Source organism: Dethiosulfovibrio faecalis, from assembly GCF_021568795.1.
GTDB lineage: Bacteria > Synergistota > Synergistia > Synergistales > Dethiosulfovibrionaceae > Dethiosulfovibrio > Dethiosulfovibrio faecalis.
Genome location: NZ_JAKGUE010000021.1, coordinates 1 through 24,833 on the forward strand (window position 1 = coordinate 1; position 24,833 = coordinate 24,833).

30 protein-coding genes are annotated in these 24,833 nt (G+C 54.2%); all 30 read right to left on the reverse strand.

Annotation, left to right across the window (positions count from 1 at the left end; all coding sequences use genetic code 11):
• A partial coding sequence (locus L2W58_RS11510) for a flagellin N-terminal helical domain-containing protein (protein ID WP_476700527.1) occupies positions 1-161 on the reverse strand: 161 nt, incomplete at its 3' end.
• Positions 162-262: 101 nt separating this feature from the next.
• The gene (locus L2W58_RS11515) at positions 263-2,935 is read right to left on the reverse strand and encodes a motility associated factor glycosyltransferase family protein (protein ID WP_236103546.1); all 2,673 of its coding nucleotides are present in this window, start codon (positions 2,933-2,935) and stop codon (positions 263-265) included.
• A gap of 62 nt (positions 2,936-2,997) precedes the next feature.
• Positions 2,998-3,246, reverse strand: a complete 249-nt coding sequence (gene csrA / locus L2W58_RS11520) for a carbon storage regulator CsrA (RefSeq protein WP_255700534.1) — start codon at positions 3,244-3,246, stop codon at positions 2,998-3,000.
• Positions 3,246-3,695, reverse strand: coding sequence for a flagellar assembly protein FliW (gene fliW, locus L2W58_RS11525; RefSeq protein ID WP_236103549.1), 450 nt, complete (start codon positions 3,693-3,695; stop codon positions 3,246-3,248). Before fliW ends, csrA begins: the two co-directional genes overlap by 1 nt.
• A 17-nt stretch (positions 3,696-3,712) precedes the next feature.
• Complete coding sequence (gene flgL / locus L2W58_RS11530; protein WP_236103551.1) at positions 3,713-6,802, reverse strand: flagellar hook-associated protein FlgL; 3,090 nt, start codon at positions 6,800-6,802, stop codon at positions 3,713-3,715.
• A 13-nt stretch (positions 6,803-6,815) separates the two neighbouring features.
• Complete coding sequence (gene flgK / locus L2W58_RS11535) at positions 6,816-9,389, reverse strand: flagellar hook-associated protein FlgK (RefSeq protein ID WP_236103553.1); 2,574 nt, start codon at positions 9,387-9,389, stop codon at positions 6,816-6,818.
• A gap of 11 nt (positions 9,390-9,400) precedes the next feature.
• A complete protein-coding gene (gene flgN / locus L2W58_RS11540; RefSeq protein ID WP_236103554.1) occupies positions 9,401-9,844 on the reverse strand; it encodes a flagellar export chaperone FlgN in 444 nt (147 codons plus the stop codon).
• Between the two features lies 1 nt (position 9,845).
• Positions 9,846-10,136: a flagellar biosynthesis anti-sigma factor FlgM gene (locus L2W58_RS11545; protein ID WP_236103556.1), complete on the reverse strand. Its 291-nt coding sequence runs from the start codon at positions 10,134-10,136 to the stop codon at positions 9,846-9,848.
• Positions 10,137-10,215: 79 nt separating this feature from the next.
• Complete coding sequence (locus L2W58_RS11550; protein ID WP_236103557.1) at positions 10,216-10,608, reverse strand: DUF4506 domain-containing protein; 393 nt, start codon at positions 10,606-10,608, stop codon at positions 10,216-10,218.
• Positions 10,599-11,294, reverse strand: coding sequence for a ComF family protein (locus L2W58_RS11555; protein WP_236103559.1), 696 nt, complete (start codon positions 11,292-11,294; stop codon positions 10,599-10,601). Before L2W58_RS11555 ends, L2W58_RS11550 begins: the two co-directional genes overlap by 10 nt.
• Positions 11,273-11,692, reverse strand: a complete 420-nt coding sequence (locus L2W58_RS11560; protein WP_236103560.1) for a GNAT family N-acetyltransferase — start codon at positions 11,690-11,692, stop codon at positions 11,273-11,275. The genes L2W58_RS11555 and L2W58_RS11560 overlap by 22 nt, the downstream gene beginning before the upstream one ends.
• A 5-nt stretch (positions 11,693-11,697) precedes the next feature.
• Complete coding sequence (locus L2W58_RS11565; RefSeq protein WP_236103562.1) at positions 11,698-12,852, reverse strand: DUF3084 domain-containing protein; 1,155 nt, start codon at positions 12,850-12,852, stop codon at positions 11,698-11,700.
• On the reverse strand, positions 12,849-13,289 hold the full coding sequence (locus L2W58_RS11570) for a YkgJ family cysteine cluster protein (RefSeq protein ID WP_236103564.1): 441 nt from the start codon (positions 13,287-13,289) through the stop codon (positions 12,849-12,851). The genes L2W58_RS11565 and L2W58_RS11570 overlap by 4 nt, the downstream gene beginning before the upstream one ends.
• Positions 13,286-13,600 carry a hypothetical protein gene (locus tag L2W58_RS11575; protein WP_236103566.1) on the reverse strand — a complete coding sequence of 105 codons (315 nt, stop codon included), beginning with the start codon at positions 13,598-13,600 and terminating at the stop codon, positions 13,286-13,288. The genes L2W58_RS11570 and L2W58_RS11575 overlap by 4 nt, the downstream gene beginning before the upstream one ends.
• Positions 13,601-13,613: 13 nt before the next feature.
• Positions 13,614-14,723, reverse strand: coding sequence for a flagellar basal body P-ring protein FlgI (locus L2W58_RS11580; protein WP_236103569.1), 1,110 nt, complete (start codon positions 14,721-14,723; stop codon positions 13,614-13,616).
• A gap of 15 nt (positions 14,724-14,738) precedes the next feature.
• Entirely contained in the window at positions 14,739-15,314 is a 576-nt protein-coding gene (locus L2W58_RS11585; protein ID WP_236103571.1) for a flagellar basal body L-ring protein FlgH, read from the reverse strand.
• Positions 15,311-16,225 carry a flagellar basal body P-ring formation chaperone FlgA gene (gene flgA, locus L2W58_RS11590; protein ID WP_236103579.1) on the reverse strand — a complete coding sequence of 305 codons (915 nt, stop codon included), beginning with the start codon at positions 16,223-16,225 and terminating at the stop codon, positions 15,311-15,313. The genes L2W58_RS11585 and flgA overlap by 4 nt, the downstream gene beginning before the upstream one ends.
• A gap of 17 nt (positions 16,226-16,242) precedes the next feature.
• Complete coding sequence (gene flgG / locus L2W58_RS11595) at positions 16,243-17,031, reverse strand: flagellar basal-body rod protein FlgG (protein WP_236103581.1); 789 nt, start codon at positions 17,029-17,031, stop codon at positions 16,243-16,245.
• Between the two features lie 12 nt (positions 17,032-17,043).
• Positions 17,044-17,832: a flagellar hook-basal body protein gene (locus tag L2W58_RS13185; RefSeq protein WP_236103583.1), complete on the reverse strand. Its 789-nt coding sequence runs from the start codon at positions 17,830-17,832 to the stop codon at positions 17,044-17,046.
• A gap of 15 nt (positions 17,833-17,847) precedes the next feature.
• A complete protein-coding gene (gene mreB, locus L2W58_RS11605; protein ID WP_236103585.1) occupies positions 17,848-18,900 on the reverse strand; it encodes a rod shape-determining protein in 1,053 nt (350 codons plus the stop codon).
• A gap of 64 nt (positions 18,901-18,964) precedes the next feature.
• Positions 18,965-19,708 (reverse strand): tRNA pseudouridine(38-40) synthase TruA, encoded by a 744-nt coding sequence (gene truA / locus L2W58_RS11610; protein WP_236103587.1) that lies wholly within the window; start codon positions 19,706-19,708, stop codon positions 18,965-18,967.
• Positions 19,705-20,517, reverse strand: a complete 813-nt coding sequence (locus L2W58_RS11615; protein WP_236103590.1) for an energy-coupling factor transporter transmembrane component T family protein — start codon at positions 20,515-20,517, stop codon at positions 19,705-19,707. The genes truA and L2W58_RS11615 overlap by 4 nt, the downstream gene beginning before the upstream one ends.
• A 5-nt stretch (positions 20,518-20,522) precedes the next feature.
• On the reverse strand, positions 20,523-21,353 hold the full coding sequence (locus L2W58_RS11620; RefSeq protein WP_236103592.1) for an ATP-binding cassette domain-containing protein: 831 nt from the start codon (positions 21,351-21,353) through the stop codon (positions 20,523-20,525).
• On the reverse strand, positions 21,344-22,168 hold the full coding sequence (locus L2W58_RS11625; protein ID WP_236103594.1) for an energy-coupling factor transporter ATPase: 825 nt from the start codon (positions 22,166-22,168) through the stop codon (positions 21,344-21,346). Before L2W58_RS11625 ends, L2W58_RS11620 begins: the two co-directional genes overlap by 10 nt.
• Positions 22,169-22,171: 3 nt before the next feature.
• A complete protein-coding gene (gene rplQ / locus L2W58_RS11630; RefSeq protein ID WP_236103595.1) occupies positions 22,172-22,522 on the reverse strand; it encodes a 50S ribosomal protein L17 in 351 nt (116 codons plus the stop codon).
• Entirely contained in the window at positions 22,519-23,583 is a 1,065-nt protein-coding gene (locus tag L2W58_RS11635) for a DNA-directed RNA polymerase subunit alpha (RefSeq protein WP_236103596.1), read from the reverse strand. The genes rplQ and L2W58_RS11635 overlap by 4 nt, the downstream gene beginning before the upstream one ends.
• A gap of 48 nt (positions 23,584-23,631) precedes the next feature.
• Positions 23,632-24,024: a 30S ribosomal protein S11 gene (gene rpsK, locus L2W58_RS11640; protein ID WP_005661746.1), complete on the reverse strand. Its 393-nt coding sequence runs from the start codon at positions 24,022-24,024 to the stop codon at positions 23,632-23,634.
• 26 nt (positions 24,025-24,050) lie between these two features.
• Positions 24,051-24,419, reverse strand: coding sequence for a 30S ribosomal protein S13 (gene rpsM, locus L2W58_RS11645; RefSeq protein ID WP_236103597.1), 369 nt, complete (start codon positions 24,417-24,419; stop codon positions 24,051-24,053).
• A gap of 4 nt (positions 24,420-24,423) precedes the next feature.
• Complete coding sequence (rpmJ, locus tag L2W58_RS11650) at positions 24,424-24,549, reverse strand: 50S ribosomal protein L36 (protein ID WP_005661742.1); 126 nt, start codon at positions 24,547-24,549, stop codon at positions 24,424-24,426.
• A gap of 61 nt (positions 24,550-24,610) precedes the next feature.
• The gene (infA, locus tag L2W58_RS11655) at positions 24,611-24,832 is read right to left on the reverse strand and encodes a translation initiation factor IF-1 (RefSeq protein ID WP_236103598.1); all 222 of its coding nucleotides are present in this window, start codon (positions 24,830-24,832) and stop codon (positions 24,611-24,613) included.
• Position 24,833 lies beyond the last annotated feature (1 nt).

The following is a 24,833-nucleotide window of genomic DNA, read 5'->3' on the forward strand; positions in this document are numbered from 1 at the left end:
GCACGCATCTTCTCGCTGATGGCGAGACCGGCTGCGTCGTCGGCGGCCGAGTTGATTCTCAGACCGGTCGACAGCTTGTTGATCGACTTCTGAAGGTTGTTGTTGGTGGAACTAAGCGAGTTATACGCAAAAAGCGCAGGTACGTTGTGATAAACTCTCATCTTGTAACCTCCTTGTACGATAGGTAGGCTTCCTTGCCTACAATGTTACGAATATACATATATCCTTATGGAACCTCTTCAAAATCAACGTCGACGACAGCTCAGGCATCACCTCCCGTTGTCATTTTTTTTTCGGATATATCCTCCATCAGCTTGAGGTCTTGAGGAACAAACTCCATAAGTCTCATAGGCAGGAGAACACGAAGGTTTTTAAAAATCTCCGTTTTTTTAGCCAAAGATCGGCAGATCTCTTGAGACGTTTCCGCTATGGACGGATCCTGTGCATCGAGACAATCGACAGAGGTCTTGACCAACCACTCCAGCAAAGGAGCGCATCCTCCCGGACGCTCTTTATGGTATTCATCGATAATCTCCAGCACCAACTTCATGGAACCAATCAAATCGCCTCGGGTTAATAGCCTGTCTGCCTCCAACCGTTTGGTGTCGAAACCTAAGGAGTCGGATACCAGACGGAAATGAGATAGATCGTCCAGGTATGTCTTGAGTCCCGTCATGGCTTCATCGATCAGTTTGGGTATCTCCTGATCCTCCGGGGCGTATCTTCTCGCGTTGTCCAACAGCATTTTCGCAAATTTATATTGAGGGATAAAACAGAGGTCGTGAGTAGACGATATCATGGCGTAGTCCTTCAAAAACTGGACCATAACGTCGTTCTCCAACCGAGTTCCTTGAAGTTCCGCCGCCACCGACTCCATTATGTAAAAGGCTTCCTCCGCTCGACCTTGACCGTGAAGAACGAGAGCGCACCTCCAACGGTAGTCGAGAGGCCATCCTTGAGCTACAGGGTCGTTCTGGGCCATCATGAGGTTGAAGGATACCATCTCCGTTCCGGAGATATCCAAAACGGCGTCTTCGCCGTTTCGGAACCATCGCTCTAGCGAAGTTTCTTTAGCTTTTTCCACCATTTCAGGGTCGGAGAGAATTTCTTTTAAAAGAGACGACACATATCCAAGCCATTGTTTCATGTACTTGGCACAGATTCTGTGGGCTTTGAACATCTCTCTGTGGATCGCTTCCCACTCTCTTATGTCAGATACGGACTCAAGCCATCTGGTTCTAACGATATCCATGCCGGACAAATTGGCATAACTCTGACCGACGAAAGCCAAAACCGGATTTATGCCGTTCAGCCTATCGAGCCTCTCGGACATCTCCGAGGCTATGTCGCGACGTTTTTGTGAGCCTAATCCGGCAGCTACGGTCCTATCGACCATACGGTCCAGTTCATCAACCTCAGATAGACTCCAGTCGAGTCCCTTTAACCCTCTCTCTATCTTTTTCAAGATCTCGGATATATTCTTTTCCTCCGTCATGCCGGTATTTTCCAGGACGAGATCTCCGGGAGCCTTTTCCATAGGCGAAGAGGAGGAGACAAAAGCATCTATGAACTCGGAAAGAGGTTTTACCTCCGTTCCATTTATAAAGGCTCCGCCCTCCGTGCAATCGAACACGGATAGCGGCATACCGGGGATTAGATTTTCGAAGATCTGAAGAAACAAGAACCAGGTGTTATGTGTTTTTACAGTTCCTCCCAGTGATCCGGGAATCTCCAGATAATTAGATTTTCCTCTCTCCTTCTCTAGAGATTGAGCGGACGAAGCCGCCGTGGATCCGGCGTGAGAACTGCCATCCTCGCCAAAGGCCAGGTCCTGACCGATAAGGGCTACATTCTTAGCCCCTAAAATCTGTGCCAAGACAAGCCCCATATGGGCCACGGACATTCCGGATCTCATGGTGCTTCCTCCCAGTAACGCACCTAAAAACCAAGAATCCACAGGCACTTCTGATTTACCTACGATAATTTTAGGGCCAGGCCAACGTCCCTGTATCTGAGGCGGGGAGACCCCCTGGCTCACCAAAAGGACGTCGGCACATTCGTCGGGCCAATTTTCAACCAGATAACGAAAATAATTCGTATAAGTATGAACTGGACGCTCCAAGGTAACGACCGCGTGTGGGTGGATCCCCTCCTCGAAAAGTCGACGAAGGGCGGTGTCGGCGGAAATTATCAGACAACGATCCTCCATGCCTTTAAGCAAATGGATGTTTTTCTCCAGAGAAGGGCCGGAGGCCACACACACACAGGGACGATCGGCAAACCGGTCGGCTAAAACAGCGAGAGATGGGTTCTTCAACACCCAAGGACAATTCAATGCGACCTGTCGCACTCCTATCAGCGTGTCTTCCGGAGAGTTGCCCAACGTATCGATATGAGTTCGAACTTCTTTAGCGAACCCCCTCCAAAGCTCTGAAAAATCCTGGTAAAAGACCTCCAGCTCTCCCTTGTTCTCGATCGTCTTCCCCTCGACTACGACAAAGGCACCCATTGGCCTGATATTTACGTCTAGGGCCTCTCTGACCATCGATTTTTCCGAAGAGGCTAAAAACGATATGCGACACCCAGCAGGAACCGCTTTATAAACGGAAGTCACCCCTAAGGTAAAGATAAGAAGATCCACATTGGGTTCGAAGACGACTACGCTCAAAGCCCCTATCGGCAATCCCCACATGACGTGAAACAAAGAGGGAGGATAGCCAACCCCCATCACGAAGAACAGCGCCTGATTATCTTTAGGCCTTTGAGTGGGGCGATCCGTTGATACGTCAAAAAAAGGGCCGTTTTCAACTTCGTCGGAGAACCGTATCCAGTTACCTCTCGATCCGGCCGAGACTTCAAAATGAGGAACTCCCCTTTCAGATAGACGCTCTTCAAGGAGAGAGGCCAACAGAGGCTGCTGCGCCCTGAGTTCCACAAGGTTTTTCTCCCAAACTGCGTGATCAAAGGATACCATCACAAACTCCCCTCACAAGACGTCTACTGTTTTTCATGTTTTTTACCAGACAACAACTCTCCTATCCTCAGGACATCGTTGTCGTTATCTTTGGATGCAGCCAAACGGTTCTGTTCCTTGATATCCTCCAATACTTCCGTACGCCAAATAGGGACATAGGCAGGAGCATCTATTCCAAGTTTTAAAGAATCTCCTCTAATCTCTAAAACGGTCACGACGATTCCTTCGTCTATCGTGATGGATTCGCCTGTTTTCCTGGACAAGACCAACATCAGTCAGAACCTGAATCCTGAGAAGAAGAGGGAAACAGAGGATGTCTAACATCGTAGTTCTCGTTAAGGGCAATTATCTGCATTCCCAATCTTTTATCGCTGTTTATAAGGATAGGGGCCTTAAGGTTTACCGTAGAGTGTTTTATATCTCCTCCGGCAATGGACAATACAACCACGACGGTAAGATCCTCTTCGTTTTCGGTCTTGAGATCGGTCAAAGCTGCCTTTGATATTTTGGCATCATAATTTCCGAAGAAGGTCCTAGGATGTGCTATAGGAAGAGCCACGTCCTCTTCTACAGAATGAAGCCACTTAACCGGAGAATCTTCATCGCCAACGATAAGCCATTCACGTAGATGCTCGAATCCTGGTATTCCTTTGGGAAAAGAGAAAACGTCGCTTTCGTCGTATGAGACATCCTTGACCTTGGAAGAAGAAAGTTTTTTCATAAATATCTCCCTTAAGCCTAACTCAGAAAGTCCACCAGCGTGGGCTGGATTATCCTGGCTATGGTGGCAAGTCCGGCCTGATAGACCGATTGAGCCGACATGTACTCCATGGCCATCTTGGCCAGATCGGTGTCGCTTATGGAGCTGTACAGCTCGGTGTAGTTGCCGTTGTTCTGGGTCAGCCTGTCGGAGCTGCCCTCGTACCGTTTGACCAGGGCTCCCTCCTCGGTGCGTCGGCGAAGAAGAGAGTCGATCTGTCCGTCGATATCTCCCAGTAGGTTGGTAAGGGCCTCTCTGTCCTGCCCCTCTACCGCGTCTATGATGTCCTCCATCATGCCGAAGAAGTCGGTCTGGTGATAGTCCGCCCCAGTGCGCCTCGTAACTACCTGACCGTAGGGACCGGAGCCTCCGTGACTCGGACTGGAGACCGTGGCGGCTCCGAAAAGATCGGCGGCCAGGTCGCCCGAGACCTCTATTCCATACCCCTTGGGCGAGGTCAATATGACGTGGTCGTCTCCGGCTTGATCGGTATATAGCTGGGCTTCGACGTCCTGTCCCTGGAAGCGGGCGTTTATAAGGTCCACGACCGAGGTCATCTCGTCGTGGCTCAGATCTCCGCTTCCGTCGGCATCAAGCTCCCTGAGGTCCATGGTATGCTCGTATCCGTCCACCGATATCGTGAGGGTGTTCGTGGTGTCGTCGACGACAACCGGAACGGCAGGAAGGGCCGCTCCCCGTATCGCCGTGTCTATGCCGAAAGCTGCCGCCGCACCGGGGCCACCTGCCGACATAGCGGCCGGTTCCAGGTCGTAGACGTTGACGGCGGAGCCGTCCTTTGCCGATATTGACAGCCTCACGTCGTTGCCTCCGTCGTCCAGATCGGTGTCGACGTAGGATACGTTGAGCCAGTTCCCGGCGTATTTGCGAAGCTTTTCGGCAAAGTCTCCCATGGTGTCTCCCGGCGCAACGGATATGTCCACCGACCGCCCCATGGCCTCGACTCTGACCACTCCGCCACCGGCTCCGACCGCCGTTCCCTGGGCGACCGCCTCTCCCTGTATGCCCGAGGCTATTCCGCTCTGGAGGGCCAGTCCGGCGCTGTATTCGTCAACGGAGGGATCCCCGAAGGAACGGTCCACGAACTGTAGAGGTTCCCCAGACGTTGCGAACAGGGCCACTCCGCCGGAGGAAAGCTCCTTGAAGCCTATGAGATCCTTGCCGTCTGGGCCTTTCCCGACCTGACGCTGGATCTCCTGAGCCATCTTTACGTTATCCACCACGCCCCCGGTAGCCACGTCGGCGGCGTAGAGCTTTACGGCGTAATCCCTTTGACCGACCGAGACCGTCATCCTGGCCGGCATATTGGGGTCCAAATCCCCTCCGCTGGGAAATTCCGCCGTTCCCTGAGCGTATACGGCGGTGGACAGCCCCATGGACTGAACGATAGACGTGTTATCGTTGACCCCGTCGGTTGCCAGATCCATGATGCTTACGGGAGCCCCGGCATCCTTGGTCCTCATAACCAAACGCTGAGTTCCTTTCTCCTCGTTGCTGCCCGATATATCGGGACCGCCCACGGCGTCTCCCGGGTCGGTCTGAACCACCACCTCGAGCCAGTCGCCCGCCACGGCCCTTATTTCCTGGGCCAGATCCTCTAGCGTCATGTCCGGACCGGAGTTGACCAGAATCTCGGCCCTGTTTTTACCGGACTCCACGTAAAAGTGGACTTTGTTCACGTCGGAGAGACCGGAGGCCACCACCGCACCCTGGGGATACTCTGTTCCCTGTAGAGACGTCTCCATGCCGAGAAGCCCCATGAGCCCTATATGGCTCTGGTCGTCAGGCTGGGATACAGCCTCGGACGCCAAGGGATCGGCGCCGAAGAGAGCGGTCGCTCCGCCCTCGGGGGTCACATTGAGCTTGACGTTCTCATCGCTGGCTACGATAACCAGTTTGGCGGATGGGGTGCCGGCGCCTATAACCTTGCCTACCAGCCCCTCCTGTCCTGAGATCTGGTCGGCCATCTCCTCCAGAGTCATGCCGGCGGTGAAGTTCAGGGTCGTGACGTTAGGATCGTCCCCAAGGGTTATATCGATCGACCCATCCGACGGGAGTACGTAGCCTCCTGCAACGGAGTCGTCCACCAGAAGGGATTCCACCGCCTGGTTCATAGGCATGTCGTCCGTCTCGGGCCACGAGGTCATGGATATGGGATCTCCGGTGTGGCTTCGGATCTCCAGGTTCTGGATCCCGGTGTTCTGATCCTTGACCACCTGCACCGATATGAGTCTGCCGGCGTCGCCCATGTTCACCGAGTTCTCTATGGTCTCGGCGATCTGGTCCAGAGTCATGGGGTTCAACTCGCCGGGATCCCTGAAGCGGTTGTAGTCCGTAACCACCGAGCTGTCGTGCTTGTCGTCCTGCCAATCGTCCTCAGGTATCCTCACCTTAACGGATCGATCTCCGATTTTTATCTGTATAATCTCGTTTCTGCCGGACCACTCGAAGTCGGCTGGCAGATCTACGCTCCTCAGAGCATACTGAGTGTAGTCGTCGGGGAAGACCTCTTTGCCGGTAAGAGAGACGTCGCTGACTATGCCCCGCTCCATCTCGAACTGGACCCGGTAGTCGTTGCCCATGTAAACGACGTGTCCCTCGTCGTCCCTCTGGTAGGCGGGCACGGACGTAGCCGCCCCGGAAAGGAGATACCTTCCCTCCACGCTATAGTTGGCCGCCTCCCTTATGCCCTCCTGGAGCTGCTTCATCTCCTGAGCTATGGCCTCCATCTCGGCGTCGTTCAAACCACCGCTTCCGGCCCTCACGGTGAGGGCTCTGACTCGATCGGTCATCTCGCCGATCTGGTTCAGGGCGGTGTCGGTGTTCTTCAGCCACGTAAGGCCATCGCTCATGTTTCTTATGTATTGTTCGTTCTCGTATATGGTGGTACTGAGAGAAAGCTCTCTGGTAACGTCGATGGGAGAATCGGAAGGCTTATGATGCAGCTTTCCCGTAGATCCCTGTTTGTTCATCTTAAGAAGACGGGCCAAGTTATTGTGCATGTCCGTCATCATGCCGCCGTACATCATGGAGTTACTGACCCTTCTCATGGGTTACCCCTCCTTACAGGCCAACGCGGCCCATGCCGTTTATAACCTTGTCGAGCATCTCGTCCAGGGTCGTTACGTAACGAGAGATGGCGTTGAAGGACTGCTGAAACTGCATAATGTTCATCATCTCCTCGTCTATATTGACCCCCATGACCGACTGCCTCTGCGACTCTATCTGGTCCACCAGAGCGGTCTGGTTGGAGAGCATGGCCTGGGATCTCTGGCTTTCCACCCCAAGCCTGGCTATGAAATCCTCGTAGTATTCGTTGAAGGTAGCGCTGTCGCCGGCCATTACCTTGGCCTGTTTCAGCTGAGCCATGGCGATGGCGTTATCACCGTTTCCCTCGCCCTTGGATTGGCCGTCACCGTCGTCGGCGGCGGCGGCGAAAAGACCGGAGGCCTGGCTAAGGAGATCGTTGACGGATAGATTCCTGGACGCTCCTGCGACGGTGGATATGTTGGAGAAAAACGCCGTCCCCGTCACCTCGGAGTATTCGCCGGTTCCGTGACCGGCGTAATGCACCGCGTTCATCTCGTTTACCAGGTTGTAGGCTATGGCGTCGAAGGACTCCAGGTGTTGAAGGATGACGTCGTCCCTGACCTCCATCAAGGATTTTATCTCTCCTCCGGTAACGTGGTGTTCGGCTCTTACGGTAGACGTTCCGGTTCCCTTCAAGTGGAAGACTATCCCCTTCGAGACGTCGCTCATGGTGGAGGCGCTGTAGCCATCTTCGGGAGAGAGTTTTCTCGCTTGACGAAAGTCGTTGAAGGAAGAGAGGTACATCTCGTTATCGACCATCAAAAGGGCGTCGGTGGAGGTGGAGATGATCTCCGAGTCGTACACGTCGGAGTCTCCGGACATCAGACCTAACCGTCTGGCGGCGTAGGAGTCTCCCTTATCGGAACCCATGACGTTTATCCTGTTCCCCTCCCCCACGATATCGCTCTCGAGGACGAGGTAGAAGTCTCCGTCACCGTTGGTCTCTATCGAGGCGTGGAGCCATTCCGACGGATCGTCTGGCATACCCTCTCCGTTGTTGTAGGCACCGTTGATCTTGTTGGCGACTGTCCTGAGGCTGTCGCCGTCCTCGATCTCCACCGTCACCACCGGGGAGTCGTTGGACAGTCCGACAGCCCCGGAGAGGAGGTCTCCCTTCATGTCGTTGAAGGACAGCAGGTGGTCGTCTCCGGACCTCACAACCAGTCTGTCCACGGTGCCGGAGGTCTCGACGTTGAAACCCATCAAGCCGCCCACGCCGGAGTCGTTTTGAAGAAAGTCCTGAAGCTCGTTCAGGTCGAGGCTATTTCCCACCCCTATCGGTCCAGCCGAGGTGGAGGTTCCGCAGCGACTGGAGATCTCCCAGTCCGACGTGGCGCTGTTCCACTCAACCGTGACGTACATCTCGTCGGGATTGCCTGGAAGGGAATGGAGATCCTGGGAGGCTATGCGGAACACGTATTCCGTAGGATCGTCCCCCCCTGGAAGGCTCAGAAGGACGGGGCTTCCCGACTGATTGTCCAGCTGAGATCCGGTAGCCCTTGTACCGGAGGTCCCGACCTGCAGCCTGACGGTTCCCTCTATGTTCATGGACGCATCGGGATCGCTGACGGGAAGCCTTCCTATAGCTCCGTTGATGTCTCCTCCGCCGATTTTCCAGGTGGTCTCGCTGGCAAGTCTTTCCACCGCGACGGAATGGATGGCCTCAAGGGCGTCCTGCCCGATGGAAGCTGTCAACACCTCCGTGTCGGAAACGTGCTCAAACGTGTTGTCCTCGACCTGTACGTCGAAAAAGCCTTCGTTCCCAGTGACCGACACCAGCTTCAAGTGTCGGGATTTATCTCCCTGGACCAATATCCTGCCGCCGAGATAGATTTTGTACTCGCCGTCGTCCATGTCGCAGGGGGAGCTAACCTCGGAATCGATAAGAGAGCAGAGCTTTTCCGCAAGAAGATCCCTGCGATCGTAAAGGTCGTTGGGGTTGCCTCCGACTCCTTCAACCTCTCTGATGGTTACGTTCAAAGCAGCGATCTGGTCTATGTAGGTATTGGCTTCCTCCACGGTCAAAGCGAGCTGATCGTTCAGGTTCGTTCTGTACTCTTCGTAGTTTCTCGCCAGACTGTCTAGGTAGGTTCCTAAAGTTCCGGCTTTCGATATGAGGTTTTCTCTGGCGGAAGAGCTATCGGGGAATTTCGACGCCTCCTGAAGGGCGGACCAGAACTCGTCCAGACCGACCCTTACGCTCTCTCCGTTGGGCTCGTTGACGAAGGTCTCGAGGGTGTCCAGAGCCTCGGTCATTATGTCCCAATAACCCTTTACCGTGGTCTCCTCTCTGTATTGAAGGTCCAGAAATTGGTCTCTAAGGCGAACTATGGCGTCCACCTTGACACCGGTACCTATCTGGCCCGGTATGGCCGGACGGTTCATGGCGGGATCGGTGAAAGGATAGGTGGAAGAGGCCTCCACCCTTTGACGGGAGTAGCCCTCTACGTCGGCGTTTGATATGTTGTGACCGGAGGTCTCGAATCCCTGGCGAAAATAGCTTAGAGCTCTCTTCCCCATTTCGAATCCGAAAAAGTTATTGATCATATAAAACTCACCTAACCTTTCAAATCAAGAGACGATAGGGATTGGTTTCCGCCTAAACGACGCCATTCGCTTATTAGCATCTCGTTCAGGGCTCTGTTTTCCTCCACGAGGGAGTTCAATAGCGCCATCTCGGATTGAGCCGATTCGACAGCGGCTCTGAGCTTTTCCCCCGCCTCGAGGATAGCTTCGGACTCCTCTGAGGTCCCGGAAGCGGCGAGGTCGTTCAACGTCGGGGAACAGTTTCTGCTCTCGGCTATTTTTCGAACAACCTGAAGCCTCAACGACTCGGCCGTAATAGCGTCTTGGTGGGCCTGATCCATCTCCCTGAGGAGGTCCTTCAAAAGTTCGAGGCGCCCCTCTTTGAGCGCCTCTCGCTGTTTCACGACCACGGACAGGACGCGACGAATCGCCTCCGCTTGCCGTTCGACGACATCTATTAGCTGAGACGACCACATATCAATCGGATGTCTTCGTCAGACCGGCCGATATCAGCTTGGCCGCCAAGATCCCCATATCGGGATTGTAGGAACCGGACTCTATGCTATCGGACATCGCCTGGACTTTTTCCTGTCTCACGTCCGATACTTTTCTGGATTCGACCATAGCCTTGCCCAGGGTCTGAGCGAAATCGCTTACCTCTACCCCATCCACCTTTTGAGGCTTAACACCGTCGGAGTCGAGTTTTTTACGGTTCTTTACGGGAGAACCGCCGTTGTATAAGTAAGATCCTACTATTTTATCGATCATAGTGATATCCCCCCCAGGATCATCTGGTTATGTATCGGATTTCGAGCCCGACTCCTTAATAGGTCGAAGTTTGCAGGATTTATTCTTTCCGATCCCTTCGTTCCTGTCGGAACATGGTTTTTTTCTTGTGCTCTCCATCGGATGAAAAACCCTTTATCAACTTACCCCTACATGAGTCGCAGTACTCCTGTCCAGGGTAGACCTCGGCTCCGCAGGATTTACAACGGGGCTTGCCGTCTCCTTCGACTGAGAGGTCCAGTCGCCCCTGGTCCACCAGCACTTCCAGGTACATCTCGTCTACGTCCAACGCCTCGGCCAAGGAGTAAATGTCCCATCGAGATTTCCAGTTATCCCTGATGGCCTTCCTGGCGTTCATGTAGACTTCTTCCAGCTCATCCCAACAGGAGGGGCATATATCCGACGAGACGGTGGCAAAGACTTTGTCGCAAATTCTACAGTGCTTCAGCTCCATGGTAGATCTCCTCTCTCGTTAGCGTTTATCGACCGACTCCAAGTAATGGATAAAACCCTCTCGGCACCGGCATCGTAAAGAGCCTCGGCTCCTCTAAGAAGGGTGGTCCCGGTCGTCTTTACGTCGTCGACAAGGGTGCAGTTCTGTCCCTTCAGGTTCGGGCCTCTCCACAGGATGGCGCCTTCCGGCATATTCCTTCTGGCCTCGGCTCCAAGGAGTGACTGTTTTTCCGATATCCTCCACTTCAGGTGATCCGACAGGATCACACCCCAAACATCCGAAATTCCCAAGGCCAGCCATCGCGATTGGTTATATTTTCTGTTGCTTCCACGATGGAGCGGAACGGGCACTATGCGGTTTTGGGGAAAGGGCATGGTTATTACGGATCCCAAGGACCGTCCCATTATCCTCCCCGTTCCCGATTTACCCTGATATTTCAGAGACAACGCCAATTCCCTAACCATGCCGGAATGCAGGGCCCCCGAAACGTAAGGATAACGTCGATAGTGAAGGTGACAGGGGATCCGCTCTCCGCACACCAGACATAGTAAAGGGCTATTCTGAACCATTTCGTCCGAGCAGGATCGGCAGAGAACGTTGCCCATCTTTCCGCAAACGGGACAGCTTACGGGCCACAGGAAATGCATAAAGAGTTCGATCGGAGTCATGAGTATTCTATGGGACACCGAAGCAACATCATCATTCCTTCTTTGGGCTCGAACCCCATGTTGGCCAGAAATGGACCCAGCTCGCTGCTATAGGTGGTTATCATAGGTATATTCCTTATGGCAGGGTGTTCCAGAGCATACCCCATCAGGCTGGAACCGAGCCCTTGCCCCTGATGGTCCGGATGGACCACCACGTCCCACAGAGAGGCCCTGAAGACGAAATCGGTGATGATACGACAAAACGCCACCAGTTCCCCCTCGTGACGGACGGAAAAGCAGAGATCCGTCCCATCTAGCATCCTCTCTATCTGAGAGACGGAACGGCTTCTTCCCCATCGGGTAAATCGATACAAACCCTGAAGCTCCTCGGAGGAAAGTCCTATTTTACTGTCGTAATAAAGATATTCCCGGTCCATCTGGTCTACCTCTCGTCGAGGCCGATCGCCAAAGTGACCCTGACCGGTCCCTCGGTGTATATGTCCTCGGCGGCCAGAACCGACACTATTATCTGGGAGCCCTTGGTCTCATTAAGACTGTCCACCGCCTCGTAGAAATCGGTGGCGTCTATCTGTCCCACCGTCCTGGTGAAGGGGTCTCTCAGGATCCCGTCTCCGACCGCTATGGGGTTTACCTCCCTGAGCACCTCGTGAAGGGCACCTTCCGCCTCGGCTACGTCGCTCACAGGGGGGACCGCTTTTCTGAAAACTAACTCGCCTTTTTTATAGACCCTAACGCTCTCGTAAACCCTGTAGCTGAGGATAACCGGCTCCCCGGCGACCACGTTGGAAAGAGCTCTGGCCCGAACGACCTTTCTGCTGTTTATGACGAGACATCTGGAGATGACCCGCTCCTCCTCCTGCTCGTCCTTTCCGACGGAGATATCCTCCGGAGAGATGGAGGCTCGTCTGGAGACTATGAACCTCACTTTATTCCTCAGATTGGACATTATCGAGAGCAGGTCTTCCCTGGAGGCTCCCTCCGGAACTGTCTCCTGAGCCAGAAGTTCATCCGCAAAGGCCACTACTCGTCCTTCTCTGACCGCCTCCAGTCCCCTACGAAGGTTTAACGCCTCGGAACGAAGAGCCTCTATCTGTTTCTCAAGCTCCTCCCTCTGAGATCGCAACTCGGATATCTCCTCTTTCGTAGCCTCGAGTTCCGGGGTGAGAGAGTTCAGCTTTTCGTTCACCTGAGCCAGTTCCTTCTCGCTGTTTTCCAGTTTCTGAAGGCTTTCGACATAGCGGATACCCATGAGATCCGATTCGTCTCGGGCCTCCTGAAGCTGGGAGGTCAGATCCAGGACCTGCCTCTGAACGTATTTCAAGCTGAAAAGAGCGGTTCTGACGGTATCGGAAGTCACCGCCAGAGCGGTCATTATCCCCATGGCTATGACCATGCCGGTTATGGCTGTTATAAGGGTACTGGTATGTCTGGGCCTCAAGCCGAAAAGTGTTACCCTTTTTTTGGCGATCTTCATGCCTAACATGTCACCCAGGAAGGCCACCAGGGCGCTTAGAAGGACGGTGAAGAAGATAAGCTGCCAATTCATCTCCGGCAAGGCATCTGCTAAGGAGGTCAATTTACCAACTCCCCGAGATATTTGACGTAGGAATCCAACACATTCCTTATTTCAGAGGCATCGTGCATGACTCCCTGATCCATTCCGGGACACATTCTAGAGGCCTTTCGCCAGGATTCCGAACTATCCAGTATCTCCGGCCAGAAGGGCCATGTCCTGCACTGTAGGGGACGAGTCGGATATATACGGCATCTGGCGGTGACGGGATCGTAGAAAAGGCATTCGCCGTTCCATCTCTCGTCGATGCTGGGCAATCCCCATCTACCGGTTACGTATCTTCTGCGAAACTCCCCCAAGGACAGCCCCAGACAGTATGCGATCCTCATCTCCTCGTATCTGGAAAAAAAGATAGCCCCGGGCTCCCCTCTGCAGCATCTTCCACAGCCTGCACAGGAGAATCTAAGCCCCTCGGACCACCAGGGAGAGGATGGCTTCATGATTTTCCGGTATCTTCGTCGGGCAAGGAGGACGCCAGGGAATCGTAAAGTACTTTCCAAAGACCGTTTTCGTTCTGTCCCGCCAGAGCTTCCGAGGCCATCTCCACGGAGAGGTCTTCCAATATTCCGAAGGGACGGTCGTCCTCGTCTTTACCGCCTATCTCCCGAGCCTGTTTCATCATCTCTTTCCAGGTCTGGGCCATGAAGACGCTCTCGAAATCCTGACAGGCCTTCTTGAGAGTTTCATGAGGGTCTTTTTTTCGTCCTCCGTTTAAACTGAGGGCCGATAGTTCGGAGTTGTCTATCTTCACCTCGGATTCCTCCTTACATGACGTCCAGTTCGCCGTGAAGCGCACCGGCTCTATCTATAGCCTGCAATATTCCTATAACGTCTCTGGGAGACGCTCCTACCGCGTTGATCGCGTCCACCAACTGATCTACCGTGGTGGTGGATTCCATCTTTATGAAGGAACCTCTCTTTTCCTCCACCTGTACCGTGTCGTTGGCGTATGGCATGGTAACCCCTCGAGAAAAAGGATCCGGTTGGGATACCTGATTTTCCTGATCGATCCTGACGGTCAGGTCTCCGTGAGCCACCGCGACGGAGCTGATCTGGACGTTCCCTCCCATCACTACGGTTCCGGTCCTCTCGTTTACCACGACCTTGGCCTGCATATCCGGCGTAACCCTCATGTTCTCCATGTCGGCTATGAAGGCGGAAGGCGAGGCCCCGTAGGATCCTGGGAGCTGTATCTGAACCCGTCCGGCGTCCACGGCGGAGGCTATCGATCCAAACTTCTTGTTTATGGCGTCGGCTATCCTCCTGGAGGTGGTGAAATCCGGGTTCCTCAGCAGAAGGGAAAGTCTTCCTCCGTAGGAAAATTCGGTTGAGACGTCTCTTTCAACGATAGCTCCGCCGTCGACGCGTCCCACGGTAACGACGTTTTTGGTGACGCTTGAGCCCCCTCTGCCGGCGGAGAATCCGCCGACCAAAACCGGACCCTGGGCGGCGGCGTAGACGTTGCCGTTCGCCGCCTTGAGAGGTGTCTGGAGAAGGACGCCTCCTTGAAGACTCTTGGCGTCTCCTAAGGTACTTACGGTGACGTCCACCGTCTGTCCGGAGCGAACGAAAGGAGGCAGCTCGGCCGTAACAGCCACCATGGCGACGTTTTTGCTCTTGACGTCCTTATCCGACAGGGTCACACCGAAACGGCGCATAAGGTTGCGAAGGACCTGTATGGACATGTTCGACTTGTCCCCCGTACCCTGTAGTCCCATCACCACACCGACTCCGGAGAGCTGGTTGCTCCTGACCCCTTCGATATCGGCAAGATCCTTTATGCGAACCTCCGGACTTACGGGGGCGCCTACGCTCAGCCCGACCACGGAAAGAGACACAGCAAGGGACAAAAGTATCGCTTTTATTATCTTCATCTATATCGGGACCTCCTAGAAGATTGCCTGCAGGATCTGGGTCAACATGCCGGGCTTTTGAAGCCTGGTAAGGGTGCCCTTGCCGTCGACTATGAGGTCCACGTTAGCGACTCTCTCGCTGGAGATAGTGTTATCTCCGTCGACGTCCTGAGGCCTGATAGCCCCTCTGAACCTCATTTTCAGGGTTTCGCCGTGAGTCTGAAGATCTCTGGTTCCCTCTATGATCAGGTTGCCGTTCGGGAGCACTTCCGTCACGACGCAGGTGACCTTGGCCCTGGTCCTGTAGCTTCTCTCAGAAGATCCGTCCCCTGTGCTGGTCGTGCTGGACGTAAGGCTCAGCCCCTTGATGAAGTCCAATATACCGGTTCCCTCGCTTACGTTCGCTCCACCCTCTTTGGTGGTCTCCGTCTTGGCCTCGTCCTCGGTGTCGCTTCTTTCGTCGACCTCGACCATGACGATGTCCCCCACTCTGGACGGTCTGTCATCCCCTATGTAGTTCGTGCCGTCCTGCCATAGGGATTGACCTGATACGCAGGAGATCGGAGCAGAGGCCAGACAGACGGCCAACATCACTATAGTTAAGGATTTCATTCACTCACCTCCACGGTTCCAGGCCCGGTCACTATTCCGAACACTATTTTTCTGGTTTTATCGTTACGGACCTTTATTCTATCTCCCAAAGCACCTCTGTCCATGGCTCTTCCCGACGTCGAGACCAATAAAGAGCCGCTACGATACAGAAGCCGAACGATGTCGCCGGTTCGAACCAGCTCGGGTTCCTCGGTAATCCTTACGGTAAAGGGATCGCCTCTGGCCATGTCCCTCTCCACAGTCATCCCAACCAGGTCTTTGGGGTCGTCGTAATATTTTCTGTTTCTCCTCACCTCTACTACCGTGACCGCCAGGTCGGTGTTTTTTATATATACTCCTTTTCTGAGATAGCTATCGGCCACAACCGCAGGAAGAAGCCATCGTAACCTGGCGGGACATATCTGCTCTACTCCGGCCACGTCGAACCTGAGGTTTACCGCTTGAGCTCCGGGATAGAGGGAGTCGGGAGGTATCAGCCTTCCTCCCGAGGGGAAGGCGTCGGACTCTACCTCGAGAGCTCCCGTCCATCCAGAGTAGTTCCTGAGCCATCGCTCGACGTCGTTTTCACGTCGAAACGGGACCCGATCAGCCATGAGCAGCCGAAGAGAGACTCCGCCTATACCGGCCTGAGTGAGGGCCACAACGACGTCCTCCGGGGTGATGACATTTCCAGAAGACCTCAATATGGAGGAGGAACTTCCGGTCAATATCTCAGGAGAGTCGCAGGCGACGTAGGCGACGTCCTTCAGCCTGATCGGTCCAGACGGGACGACCACCCCCGAGTTTATCTCCACCGAAAGCTCCAATGCCTCGGTCGAAAAGGACAATACGGAGAAGATCGCCATCAAGGCTATTATACGACAGAGGCGGGCCCTCAGGAGGACCCGCCGCCCGGCGTTTGAGGAAACCATCCAGAATCCTCCTATTGTTAACGTTTGAGGCCGTTTGCAACTTCCAGAAGTCTGTCGGCGGTCTGGATGGTCTTGGAGTTGGCCTCGTAAGCCCTCTGAGCGACTATGAGGTTGACCATTTCCTCCACGACCTGAACGTTCGATCTCTCGAGTATGCCCTGCTGCAAGGTGGGAAAACCATCGTCTCCCGGATTACCCACCTGAGGGTCTCCGCTGGCGGCGGTTTCCCTGAACAGGTTGCGCCCTATCGCTCTAAGACCGGCAGGGTTCACGAAACGGACCAGCTCTATCTGACCGATCTCCTGGGGTTCGTCGTCGCCGGGCTGGGTTACGTAGACCTGTCCGGTGGAGCTTATGGTTATGTCCGTTCCATCCTCGGGTATGACTATGGCGGGCTCCAGAAGATATCCGTCCGAGGTGACTACCTGACCGTCGCCGTCTCTCTGCCATTCTCCGTTGGCCGAGTAGGCGATATCCCCGTTGGGAAGGACGACTTGAAAGTAGGCATTTCCCTCTATGGCGATATCCAGAGGCGCATCGGTGATTTCGTAACTACCGGGAGTGGTTATCCTGGAGGTTCCGGTAACCCTGGCACCCAGCCCCACCTGTATTCCCGTGGGAACCGTGGTCCCTCCCTCGACAGGAGCACCGGGTTCGCGGTTTATCTGATAGAGAAGGTCGGCGAAGTTGGTCTTCACCTTCTTGAAGCCCACTGTGTTGACGTTGGCCAGATTATTGGAGGTAACGTCTAGGTTGGTCTGCTGGGCTATCATTCCGGTCGCGCCGGTCCAAAGAGATCTTATCATGATTTATCCTCCTTAAGGCTTAGCCAAGGACGTTATGAGCTGTCCGGTCATGTCGTCGGAAGTCTGGATTCCCTTCGATGCGGCCTCGTATGCTCTCTGGGCCTCTATAAGGCGAACCATCTCCTCGACGACGTTGACGTTGGAACGCTCCAGTACCCCTACAGCCACCTGAGGAGCCTCAAAGGGAACAGGAGCTCCGGAATCCTCCGTTTCGGCCAGAAGGTTTTTACCCATCTGTCTGAGGGCGGTAGGTGAGTCGAATCCCACGATGTCCATCTGAGCCACGGCGACCCCGTCCGCGATTATCTGTCCGTCATCGGTGAATGATACGGCAGCGGCCTCTCCAACCTCGATAGGACCTCCGTCTCCCACGAGCAGATACCCGTCGGGGTTGACCAGTTGGCCTCCTTCGTTGACGAGGAAGTGACCGGATCGGGAGTAAAACTGGTTACCCTCTCCGTCCTGAAGCACGAAAAAACCGTTCCCGTCGTTCAAGGCAACGTCCAACGGGGAGTCCGTGACCTGGAGGCTCCCCTCATCGGTGGACATATATGTCTCGGAAAGCACCTGATTCATGGAGGCGCTTCCGATAGGGTGACTCCTCCAAGGCCAAGGCGGGATCTCTCCCTGTCCCTTGGCGGGATCGACCCTTTCCATCAGGACCTCTGGAAACGACTTTGTTATAGGTTTTCTAGCCCTGAACCCGGCGGTGTCGACGTTCGCTAGGTTGTTGGCGGCACAGTCGGTAGCTCCCTGCTGTACCATCATGGCCGATACTCCGGCGTAAATGCCTTTATGCACTCTTAATGTCCCTCCTCACCAACGACGGCGACGTCCTCTTCTGGCCGAGAACAGGATTCCTCCCTTTCCTGAAGCCAGCAGCCTGTTAATGTTCGCCAGGGCTATTCCCGTTCCCAAGGCAACGCACTCGGTAGGCTGATCCGCCGCGAAACATCTGATTCCGGTCTGCCTTGATATGAGCTCCGGCAGCCCCCTCAAAAGGGATCCTCCTCCGGTAAGAACTATCCCTCCGTCTATAATATCGGCGGAAAGCTCCGGCGGCGTGAGCTCCAAAACGTTTCTCACCCCGTCGACTATTGATTGGACTCTCTCCCCTATGGCGGAACAGACGCTTCGGCTACTTACGTCGATCTGTCGGGGCAGTCCCTGGACCAGATCCCTGCCCTTCAAGGTCATCTCCGTCTCCTCCCCGTCGGCGAGGCAGGTCCCGATCATTATCTTCAGGTTTTCTGCCATCTGCTCGCCTATGGCGAGGTTGTACTGTCTACGAAGGTAGCGCATTATGCATTCGTCGAACTTGTCTCCTCCGATTCGCAGCGATTTCGATATAACGATACCGCCTAAGGATATCACCGCTATGTCGGTGGTACCGCCGCCTATATCGACGACCATTTTACCTCTGGGCTCCTCGACGTTCAACTGGGCTCCAATGGCCGCTGCCATGGGCTCCTCTATGAGATAGGCCTCTCTGGCTCCCACCTCGACGGCAGCCTCCAGGACGGCTCGCCTCTCGACATCCGTGGCCCCGGAGGGCACGCAGATCATGACCCTATTCCTGAAAAATCTGCGAATACCGGTGTTGACCCGTCTCATGAAATATCTGAGCATGGTCTCGGTCATCGTATAGTCAGCGATAACGCCGTCTCTAAGTGGGCGGACCGATACGACGTTTCCCGGAGTCCGTCCTACCATGTTCTTCGCCTCGTACCCTACGGCCAGGATTTTACCCGATTCCTGATCCACCGCCACGACCGAGGGCTCCCGAAGGACGACACCTTTACCCTTGACGTAGATCAGGACCGTCGCCGTCCCCAGGTCTATGCCTATATCGTTTCCCAAACCAAACACGTGGCAGTCTCCTCCTCAATTACGACTTAAATCTTCGAACACGATAACGTCTACGATTCTACCGTTAAAAATCGTCGTAGCCAACCCGCCAAAAGAATAATCCCGAAGCGGGAGCCGTCATAGCAGAGTCTACTCTCGTTCCTCCGAGAAGCAATTTTTCGAACCACTCTAGCCTTTTCTTCCCGGTCGCGACGGCGTCGACATTTCCGAGGATTATCCTCACCATGTTGGTAAGAAATCCTCTGCCCCTTATCCTGAAGATAGACAACCTTCCTCTCCTCATGTGTCTTACCCTGTACAGTGTCCTTACGGCGTTTTCAGGACATTCGGAGAGTTTGCAGAAGGCGCTGAAATCGTGTTTCCCGACCAAAGCCCTGCAACATCCGTCGACCGCATCCATGTCCCAGTCGTCCTTCTTTCTCCACCAGACCATTTCTCGGATATGGGGAAAGCAGGAAGGCCCATGCCATACGAAATAGGTATATTCCCTCCATAGAGCGCTCCGTCTGGCGTCGAAATAGTTCGGGACCGCAGAAGCCCTCATAACCGAGACGTGTTCTGGAAGATGGGCGTTTATCGCAAGGACGAGCCTGTAGGGATCCCACGTTTTCGATAGCTCGAAGGATGCCACCTGACCTCTCGCATGGACTCCGCTGTCGGTTCTTCCAGCGCCGGAAACCCTGACGGGAGCTCTTTCTAGAACCGTAAGGGCTTTCTCGAGAACTTCTTGCACCGTTATCGAGTCCGGTTGCAGCTGCCAGCCGGAAAAATAGTTGCCTTCGTAGGATAGCTCCAATGCATACTTCATAGCCCGATATGCCTTTCAAGGATGGTCAAAGCCGTCACCACGGTCAGGACGAAACTTAAGGACAGGGTCTCACCTATCCCCCAGGTGAAAGGACGCATTCTGGTTCGCCCTCCTCCACCCCTGTAGCATCTGGCCTCCATTGCTACGGCGAGATCGTCGGCCCTCTGAAATACTATCACGAACAGAGGAATAAGTACGGGTATAAAGGCCTTTAGTCTCTTAATCAATCCTCCTCTATCGAGATCGGCCCCTCTTGCCAGCTGAGCTTTCATTATCCTGTCGGTCTCGTTCATCAGAGTGGGGATAAATCTTAGGGCTATGGTCATCATCATGGCCATCTCATGTGCTGGTAGCCCCATTCTTTTAAAGGGGGACAACAGAGATTCTATGCCGTCAGCCAATGCCATGGGGCTAGTGGTCAAGGTCAATAGGTTGGCGAAGAGGATCAGAAACAACAGCCGAAGGGCCATATAGGCGCCTAATCGCACTCCTTCTTTCGTAATCGATAGGGGACCTAATTCTACCAGAGGGATTCCGGAGGTAAAAAACAGGTTGATAAGAGCGGTGAAGATTATAAGAAACATTATAGGCCTTACCGTCCTGAGAAGAACGGGGATGCCTATTTTCGAGATGAGGCTCAACATCCACAGCAGCCCCCCCCAGAAGATAAACCCTACGGGGGAATCCACCAGAAATACACCGGTCAAGAGGATCAGGATCGACAGGATTTTACACCTGGGATCCCCTCTATGAACGGGGGAATCCGCCGGTATGTACTGTCCGAAACTCAGGTTGTCCAGAAATCTCAAACCGATCAGCTCCTATCAGCGATAAAGTCCGCAAGGTAGAGGGGGTCGCAGCTGAAGGGAACCTCCATGCCTTTCTTTCTAACGCCCAACCAAATTTTACATATATCGGGTAGGACCAGACCGGAGACAGGTTGATTTTCCAAGGAGAGGACTATTTCCTCCGGAGTTCCCTGACAGGCTATCGTCCCTTTTTCGAGAGCGATTATTCTATCGCTCAGATCCAGAGCTATCTCTAGATCGTGGGTCACCATTATGACCGCCGTCCCGTTTTCGTGTATTCTGGAAAGCAGTTCTACCAGACGATGACGGCCCGAGGCGTCCAGCCCTGCGGTGGGCTCGTCCAAGACCAGATAGGAGGGCTTAACCGCCAAGACAGAGGCTATGGCGACCCTCCTTTTCTCGCCACCAGACAATTTAAATGGAGACCTTTCCAGATAGGATTCGTCCAGTCCGACCTGCTCCATGACCTCAGCCAGGGTTCGATCGAGGTCGTCGATTTCTCCCCAGTTTTTAGGACCGAAAGAGAGCTCTTCCCTGACGGTTTCGGCGAAAAGCTGTTGTTCCGGATATTGGAAGACCAATCCGACCTTCCGTCTGATCTTTCTGAGGTCTTTCTTTACGTCCGTGGATAGGCCGTCGACCACGACGCTGCCTTCATCGGGAAGCAGGAGAGCGTCTAGATGTTGCGCCAAGGTGGATTTGCCGCTTCCGGTATGGCCGACTATGGAGATCCATCCTCCGCCGGGTATCTCCAAGGATACGTCTCTCAGAGCCACGGTCTCCAGCGGGGTCCCTCTATGGTAGATATGGATCAGGTTGCTCACTTCTATCGACATAGTCGGTTCACCAACCCTTCGACGGTGGGAATGACGTCGTCCTTACATAGACCCCGTTCCCTGAGACGACGCCAGAAAGAGACTATAGGAGGAAGCTCCAGTCCCCACGAAGTCAGTTCAGGCTCTTTGAACAGGTCCTCGGGAAGTCCGTCCCAGATCAACCGACCTGCCTGCAAAACGACCGCTCTGGTCGCTTTTCGTATCTCCTCAAGCCTGTGGGTTATGTGGATTATAGTTATTCCGTGACCGTGAAGATCCTCCAGAAGGGCCATTACCTCGCCTCGTCCCTGAGGATCGAGCATAGCGGTAGGTTCGTCCAGGACTATACAGGGAGGTTCCATGGCGATGGCGCCTGCGATAGCCAGACGTTGCTTCTGGCCTCCCGATAGGGTGTAGGATGCAGATTTAGCTTTATCGCTCAATCCCGCGATACCGAGAGCCTTTTTGACTCTGTTCTCGATCTCGTCGGGATGGAGGCCCAGGTTTTCCGGTCCGAAGGCGGTGTCGTCCTCCACCACCGTGGAGACGATTTGATTTTCCGGGTTTTGAAATACCATCGAGATGGTCTTTCTTATCTCCCAGAGGTTCCTTTCGTCTCCGCTGTCCATTCCGGATATAAAACAAGCGCCCTGCATCGGAGCGAGCAGGGCGTTAAGGTGTTTTGCCAGCGTGGACTTGCCGGAGCCGTTGCCGCCCAAAAGAGCAAGCCACTCGCCCCGTCGCACCTCCAGGGATATTTCCCTGAGGGCGGGATTGCCTTCCTCGACGTAGGAGTAGCCTACGTTATCGAGTGAGACAATGGAGAGTTCGTCCATCCTCTAGACCAGGGAAATTACCGCCATAGGAGCGGCGTCGCCGTTACGATACCCCGTACGGACGATACGGGTGTAACCGCCGGGACGCTCGGAATAGCGTTTGGCTACGTCGTCGAAAAGCTTGTTGACAGCGACCTTGTGGTTCATCTTGGAGATTACGATCCTTCTATCGTGAAGGGATCCTCCCCTGGCTCTCGTGATGATCTTTTCCGCCACTCGGCGCACCTCTTTGGCCTTTGCCACCGTGGTCTCGATTCTTTCCTCGATGATAAGGCTGGCTACCATGTTGGCCAACATGGCCCTACGATGGCTGCCGTGGCGACCGAGTTTTCTTCTATCGACTCGATGTCTCATTCAGACTCGTCCTCCTTGTCCGTTGTGTCTCCAGTTTTTTCGTCCTGGAGCGAGAAACCGAGGTTCTCCAGCTTTTCCTCGATTTCTCTGAGGGAGATCTTTCCGAGATTACGGATTTTAAGGAGATCGTCCCTCCCGCGACTCACCAGGTCGCCGATGGTGTGGATACCCCCTCGCAGGAGGCAGTTTTCGCTTCTGATGGAGAGTTCGAGATCTCGAACACCTCTGGAAAGGAAGGTATTCTCCTCGCTTTCCTGCTCGTTTTCCGTCTCTTCTTCTACCACAGAGATCTCCTGAGACTCCACGATCTCGGGATCAGTATGCTCCGATGGGTGTAACTTCTGGATTTCCTCCACAACTATGGTGAAATATTTCCTCAGGAGTCTAGCCGCCTCGGCTACCGCCAAATCGGGCTTTACCACTCCGTTGGTGTCGACGTCCATGACGATCCTCTCGTAGTCAGTCCTCTGGCCAACCCTCTCTGCCTGGACCTCGTACTTGACCCTCTGTATCGGGGTGAAGATGGCGTCTATCAACAAAGAGTCCATCGGCAGATAGGCCGGTTTAGGCCTATCCGCAGGCGCATAACCTACTCCTTGTTCGATATAGACTTCCAGTGAGAGACGAGCTCCCTCTGCCAAGGTGCAGATGTAGGCGTCGGGATCGACAAACTCGATCTCGCTGTCGGGTTGAAAATCGGCGGCTGTTACCCTCCGCTCTCCCTCGACCTCGAGTCTCAGCACCCTGACTTCAGGGCTGTAAGACCGTATCGGAACGTGCTTAAGGTTCAACAGCAACTCGATGACGTCCTCCCCGACCCCAGGGATGGTGCTGAACTCATGGACGACGCCGTCGATACGCACCGAGGTGATGGCAGCCCCCTTGATGGAGGACAACAATACCCTGCGGAGGGCGTTACCTATGGTTACGCCGAACCCCCGCTCCAGGGGACCGACGACGATCCTGGCACTGGTCGCCGAACATTCCTCAACTCGGATTTCAGGCCTCATAAACTCCAATGATCCCAACACCTTTCGCTGATAAATCGTCTTTTCTCCCATTCCTTATGACCGCCGGCCACATATGGATTCCGTGACCGCAAGACACGACTATACGCGACGTCTCTTGGGAGGACGGCATCCGTTGTGGGGGATCGGTGTGTCGTCTCTGATGCTGTTGACCTGAAGTCCCGCACCCTGGAGGGCTCTTATGGCGGACTCTCGGCCAGGACCGGGGCCCTTGACTATGACGTCTACCTCTTTAAGTCCGTGATCCTGTGCGGCTTTGGCCGCCTGCTGCGAGGCGATCTGAGCCGCAAAGGGAGTGGACTTTCTGGTTCCCTTGAATCCTACGTTACCGCCGGAAGCCCATGAAATAACGGCTCCTCCCTTGTCGGTTATACTCACGATGGTGTTGTTGAAAGTGGAAAATACGTGAGCAACTCCGTAGGATATATTCTTTTTCTCTTTTCTCTTGCCTCTACGCTGAGTACGCTTGGCCACGAAGGTCTACCTCCTTTGACTCCCGGCTATTTCTTCTTGCCGGCAACGGTTCGTTTCGGACCTTTTCTGGTTCTGGCATTGGTCTTGGTCCGCTGGCCTCGAAGGGGAAGACCCTGTCTGTGACGGATACCCCGATAGCAACCGATGTCCATGAGCCTCTTTATGTTCATGGTCACCTCTCGACGAAGATCACCCTCAACGGTGTAGCCGTTCTGGATCTCTGACCGAAGCTTCTGGGTCTCCTCTTCGGTCAGATCCTTAACCCTGGTATCGGGATTTACACCGGTAGTGGCCAAGATCTTCTTCGACGTGGTCAGACCTATTCCGAATATATAGGTTAGACCTATTTCAACCCTCTTCTCGCGGGGCAGATCGACTCCTGCAATACGGGCCATCGCCTTACCTCCTCGCTCCCTGACGCTGCTTATGACGCGGGTTACGGCTGCAGATGACTCTGACCACGCCTCTCCGCTTTATCACACGACAATATTCACATATCGGTTTTACCGAAGATCTGACTTTCATGATATACGCTCCTCCTGCTCGTCTTCCTCTAGGAAACGGAGTTTTAGAACGGACGAAAAAACTACTTATATCTATAGATGATTCGTCCTCTTGTCAAGTCGTAGGGCGAAAGCTCCACCAAAACCTTGTCTCCTGGCAATATCCTTATGAAATGCATTCTCATTTTACCGGACACGTGGGCCAGTATCTTGTGGTCGTTCTCAAGCTTAACCTTGAACATAGCGTTAGGTAGAGGCTCTACGACTACTCCGCGTACTTGGATAACATCGTCTTTGTTGGCCATG

Bases quoted from the DNA above. Each gene is read 5' to 3' on its own strand.
- L2W58_RS11570 (WP_236103564.1), bottom strand. From the start codon at position 13,289: ATGAAGCCATCCTCTCCCTGGTGGTCCGAGGGGCTTAGATTCTCCTGT.
- L2W58_RS11585 (WP_236103571.1), bottom strand. From the start codon at position 15,314: ATGAAATCCTTAACTATAGTGATGTTGGCCGTCTGTCTGGCCTCTGCT.
- L2W58_RS11620 (WP_236103592.1), bottom strand. From the start codon at position 21,353: ATGTCGATAGAAGTGAGCAACCTGATCCATATCTACCATAGAGGGACC.
- csrA (WP_255700534.1), bottom strand. From the start codon at position 3,246: ATGTTGGTCTTGTCCAGGAAAACAGGCGAATCCATCACGATAGACGAA.
- flgA (WP_236103579.1), bottom strand. From the start codon at position 16,225: ATGGTTTCCTCAAACGCCGGGCGGCGGGTCCTCCTGAGGGCCCGCCTC.
- flgG (WP_236103581.1), bottom strand. From the start codon at position 17,031: ATGATAAGATCTCTTTGGACCGGCGCGACCGGAATGATAGCCCAGCAG.
- flgK (WP_236103553.1), bottom strand. From the start codon at position 9,389: ATGATCAATAACTTTTTCGGATTCGAAATGGGGAAGAGAGCTCTAAGC.
- infA (WP_236103598.1), bottom strand. From the start codon at position 24,832: ATGGCCAACAAAGACGATGTTATCCAAGTACGCGGAGTAGTCGTAGAG.
- flgL (WP_236103551.1), bottom strand. From the start codon at position 6,802: ATGAGAAGGGTCAGTAACTCCATGATGTACGGCGGCATGATGACGGAC.
- L2W58_RS11560 (WP_236103560.1), bottom strand. From the start codon at position 11,692: ATGGACCGGGAATATCTTTATTACGACAGTAAAATAGGACTTTCCTCC.
- L2W58_RS11625 (WP_236103594.1), bottom strand. From the start codon at position 22,168: ATGGACGAACTCTCCATTGTCTCACTCGATAACGTAGGCTACTCCTAC.
- L2W58_RS11580 (WP_236103569.1), bottom strand. From the start codon at position 14,723: ATGAAGATAATAAAAGCGATACTTTTGTCCCTTGCTGTGTCTCTTTCC.
- L2W58_RS11635 (WP_236103596.1), bottom strand. From the start codon at position 23,583: ATGGGAGAAAAGACGATTTATCAGCGAAAGGTGTTGGGATCATTGGAG.
- rpsM (WP_236103597.1), bottom strand. From the start codon at position 24,419: ATGGCCCGTATTGCAGGAGTCGATCTGCCCCGCGAGAAGAGGGTTGAA.
- rplQ (WP_236103595.1), bottom strand. From the start codon at position 22,522: ATGAGACATCGAGTCGATAGAAGAAAACTCGGTCGCCACGGCAGCCAT.
- flgN (WP_236103554.1), bottom strand. From the start codon at position 9,844: ATGTGGTCGTCTCAGCTAATAGATGTCGTCGAACGGCAAGCGGAGGCG.
- L2W58_RS11545 (WP_236103556.1), bottom strand. From the start codon at position 10,136: ATGATCGATAAAATAGTAGGATCTTACTTATACAACGGCGGTTCTCCC.
- truA (WP_236103587.1), bottom strand. From the start codon at position 19,708: ATGAAGTATGCATTGGAGCTATCCTACGAAGGCAACTATTTTTCCGGC.
- rpmJ (WP_005661742.1), bottom strand. From the start codon at position 24,549: ATGAAAGTCAGATCTTCGGTAAAACCGATATGTGAATATTGTCGTGTG.
- L2W58_RS11550 (WP_236103557.1), bottom strand. From the start codon at position 10,608: ATGGAGCTGAAGCACTGTAGAATTTGCGACAAAGTCTTTGCCACCGTC.
- fliW (WP_236103549.1), bottom strand. From the start codon at position 3,695: ATGAAAAAACTTTCTTCTTCCAAGGTCAAGGATGTCTCATACGACGAA.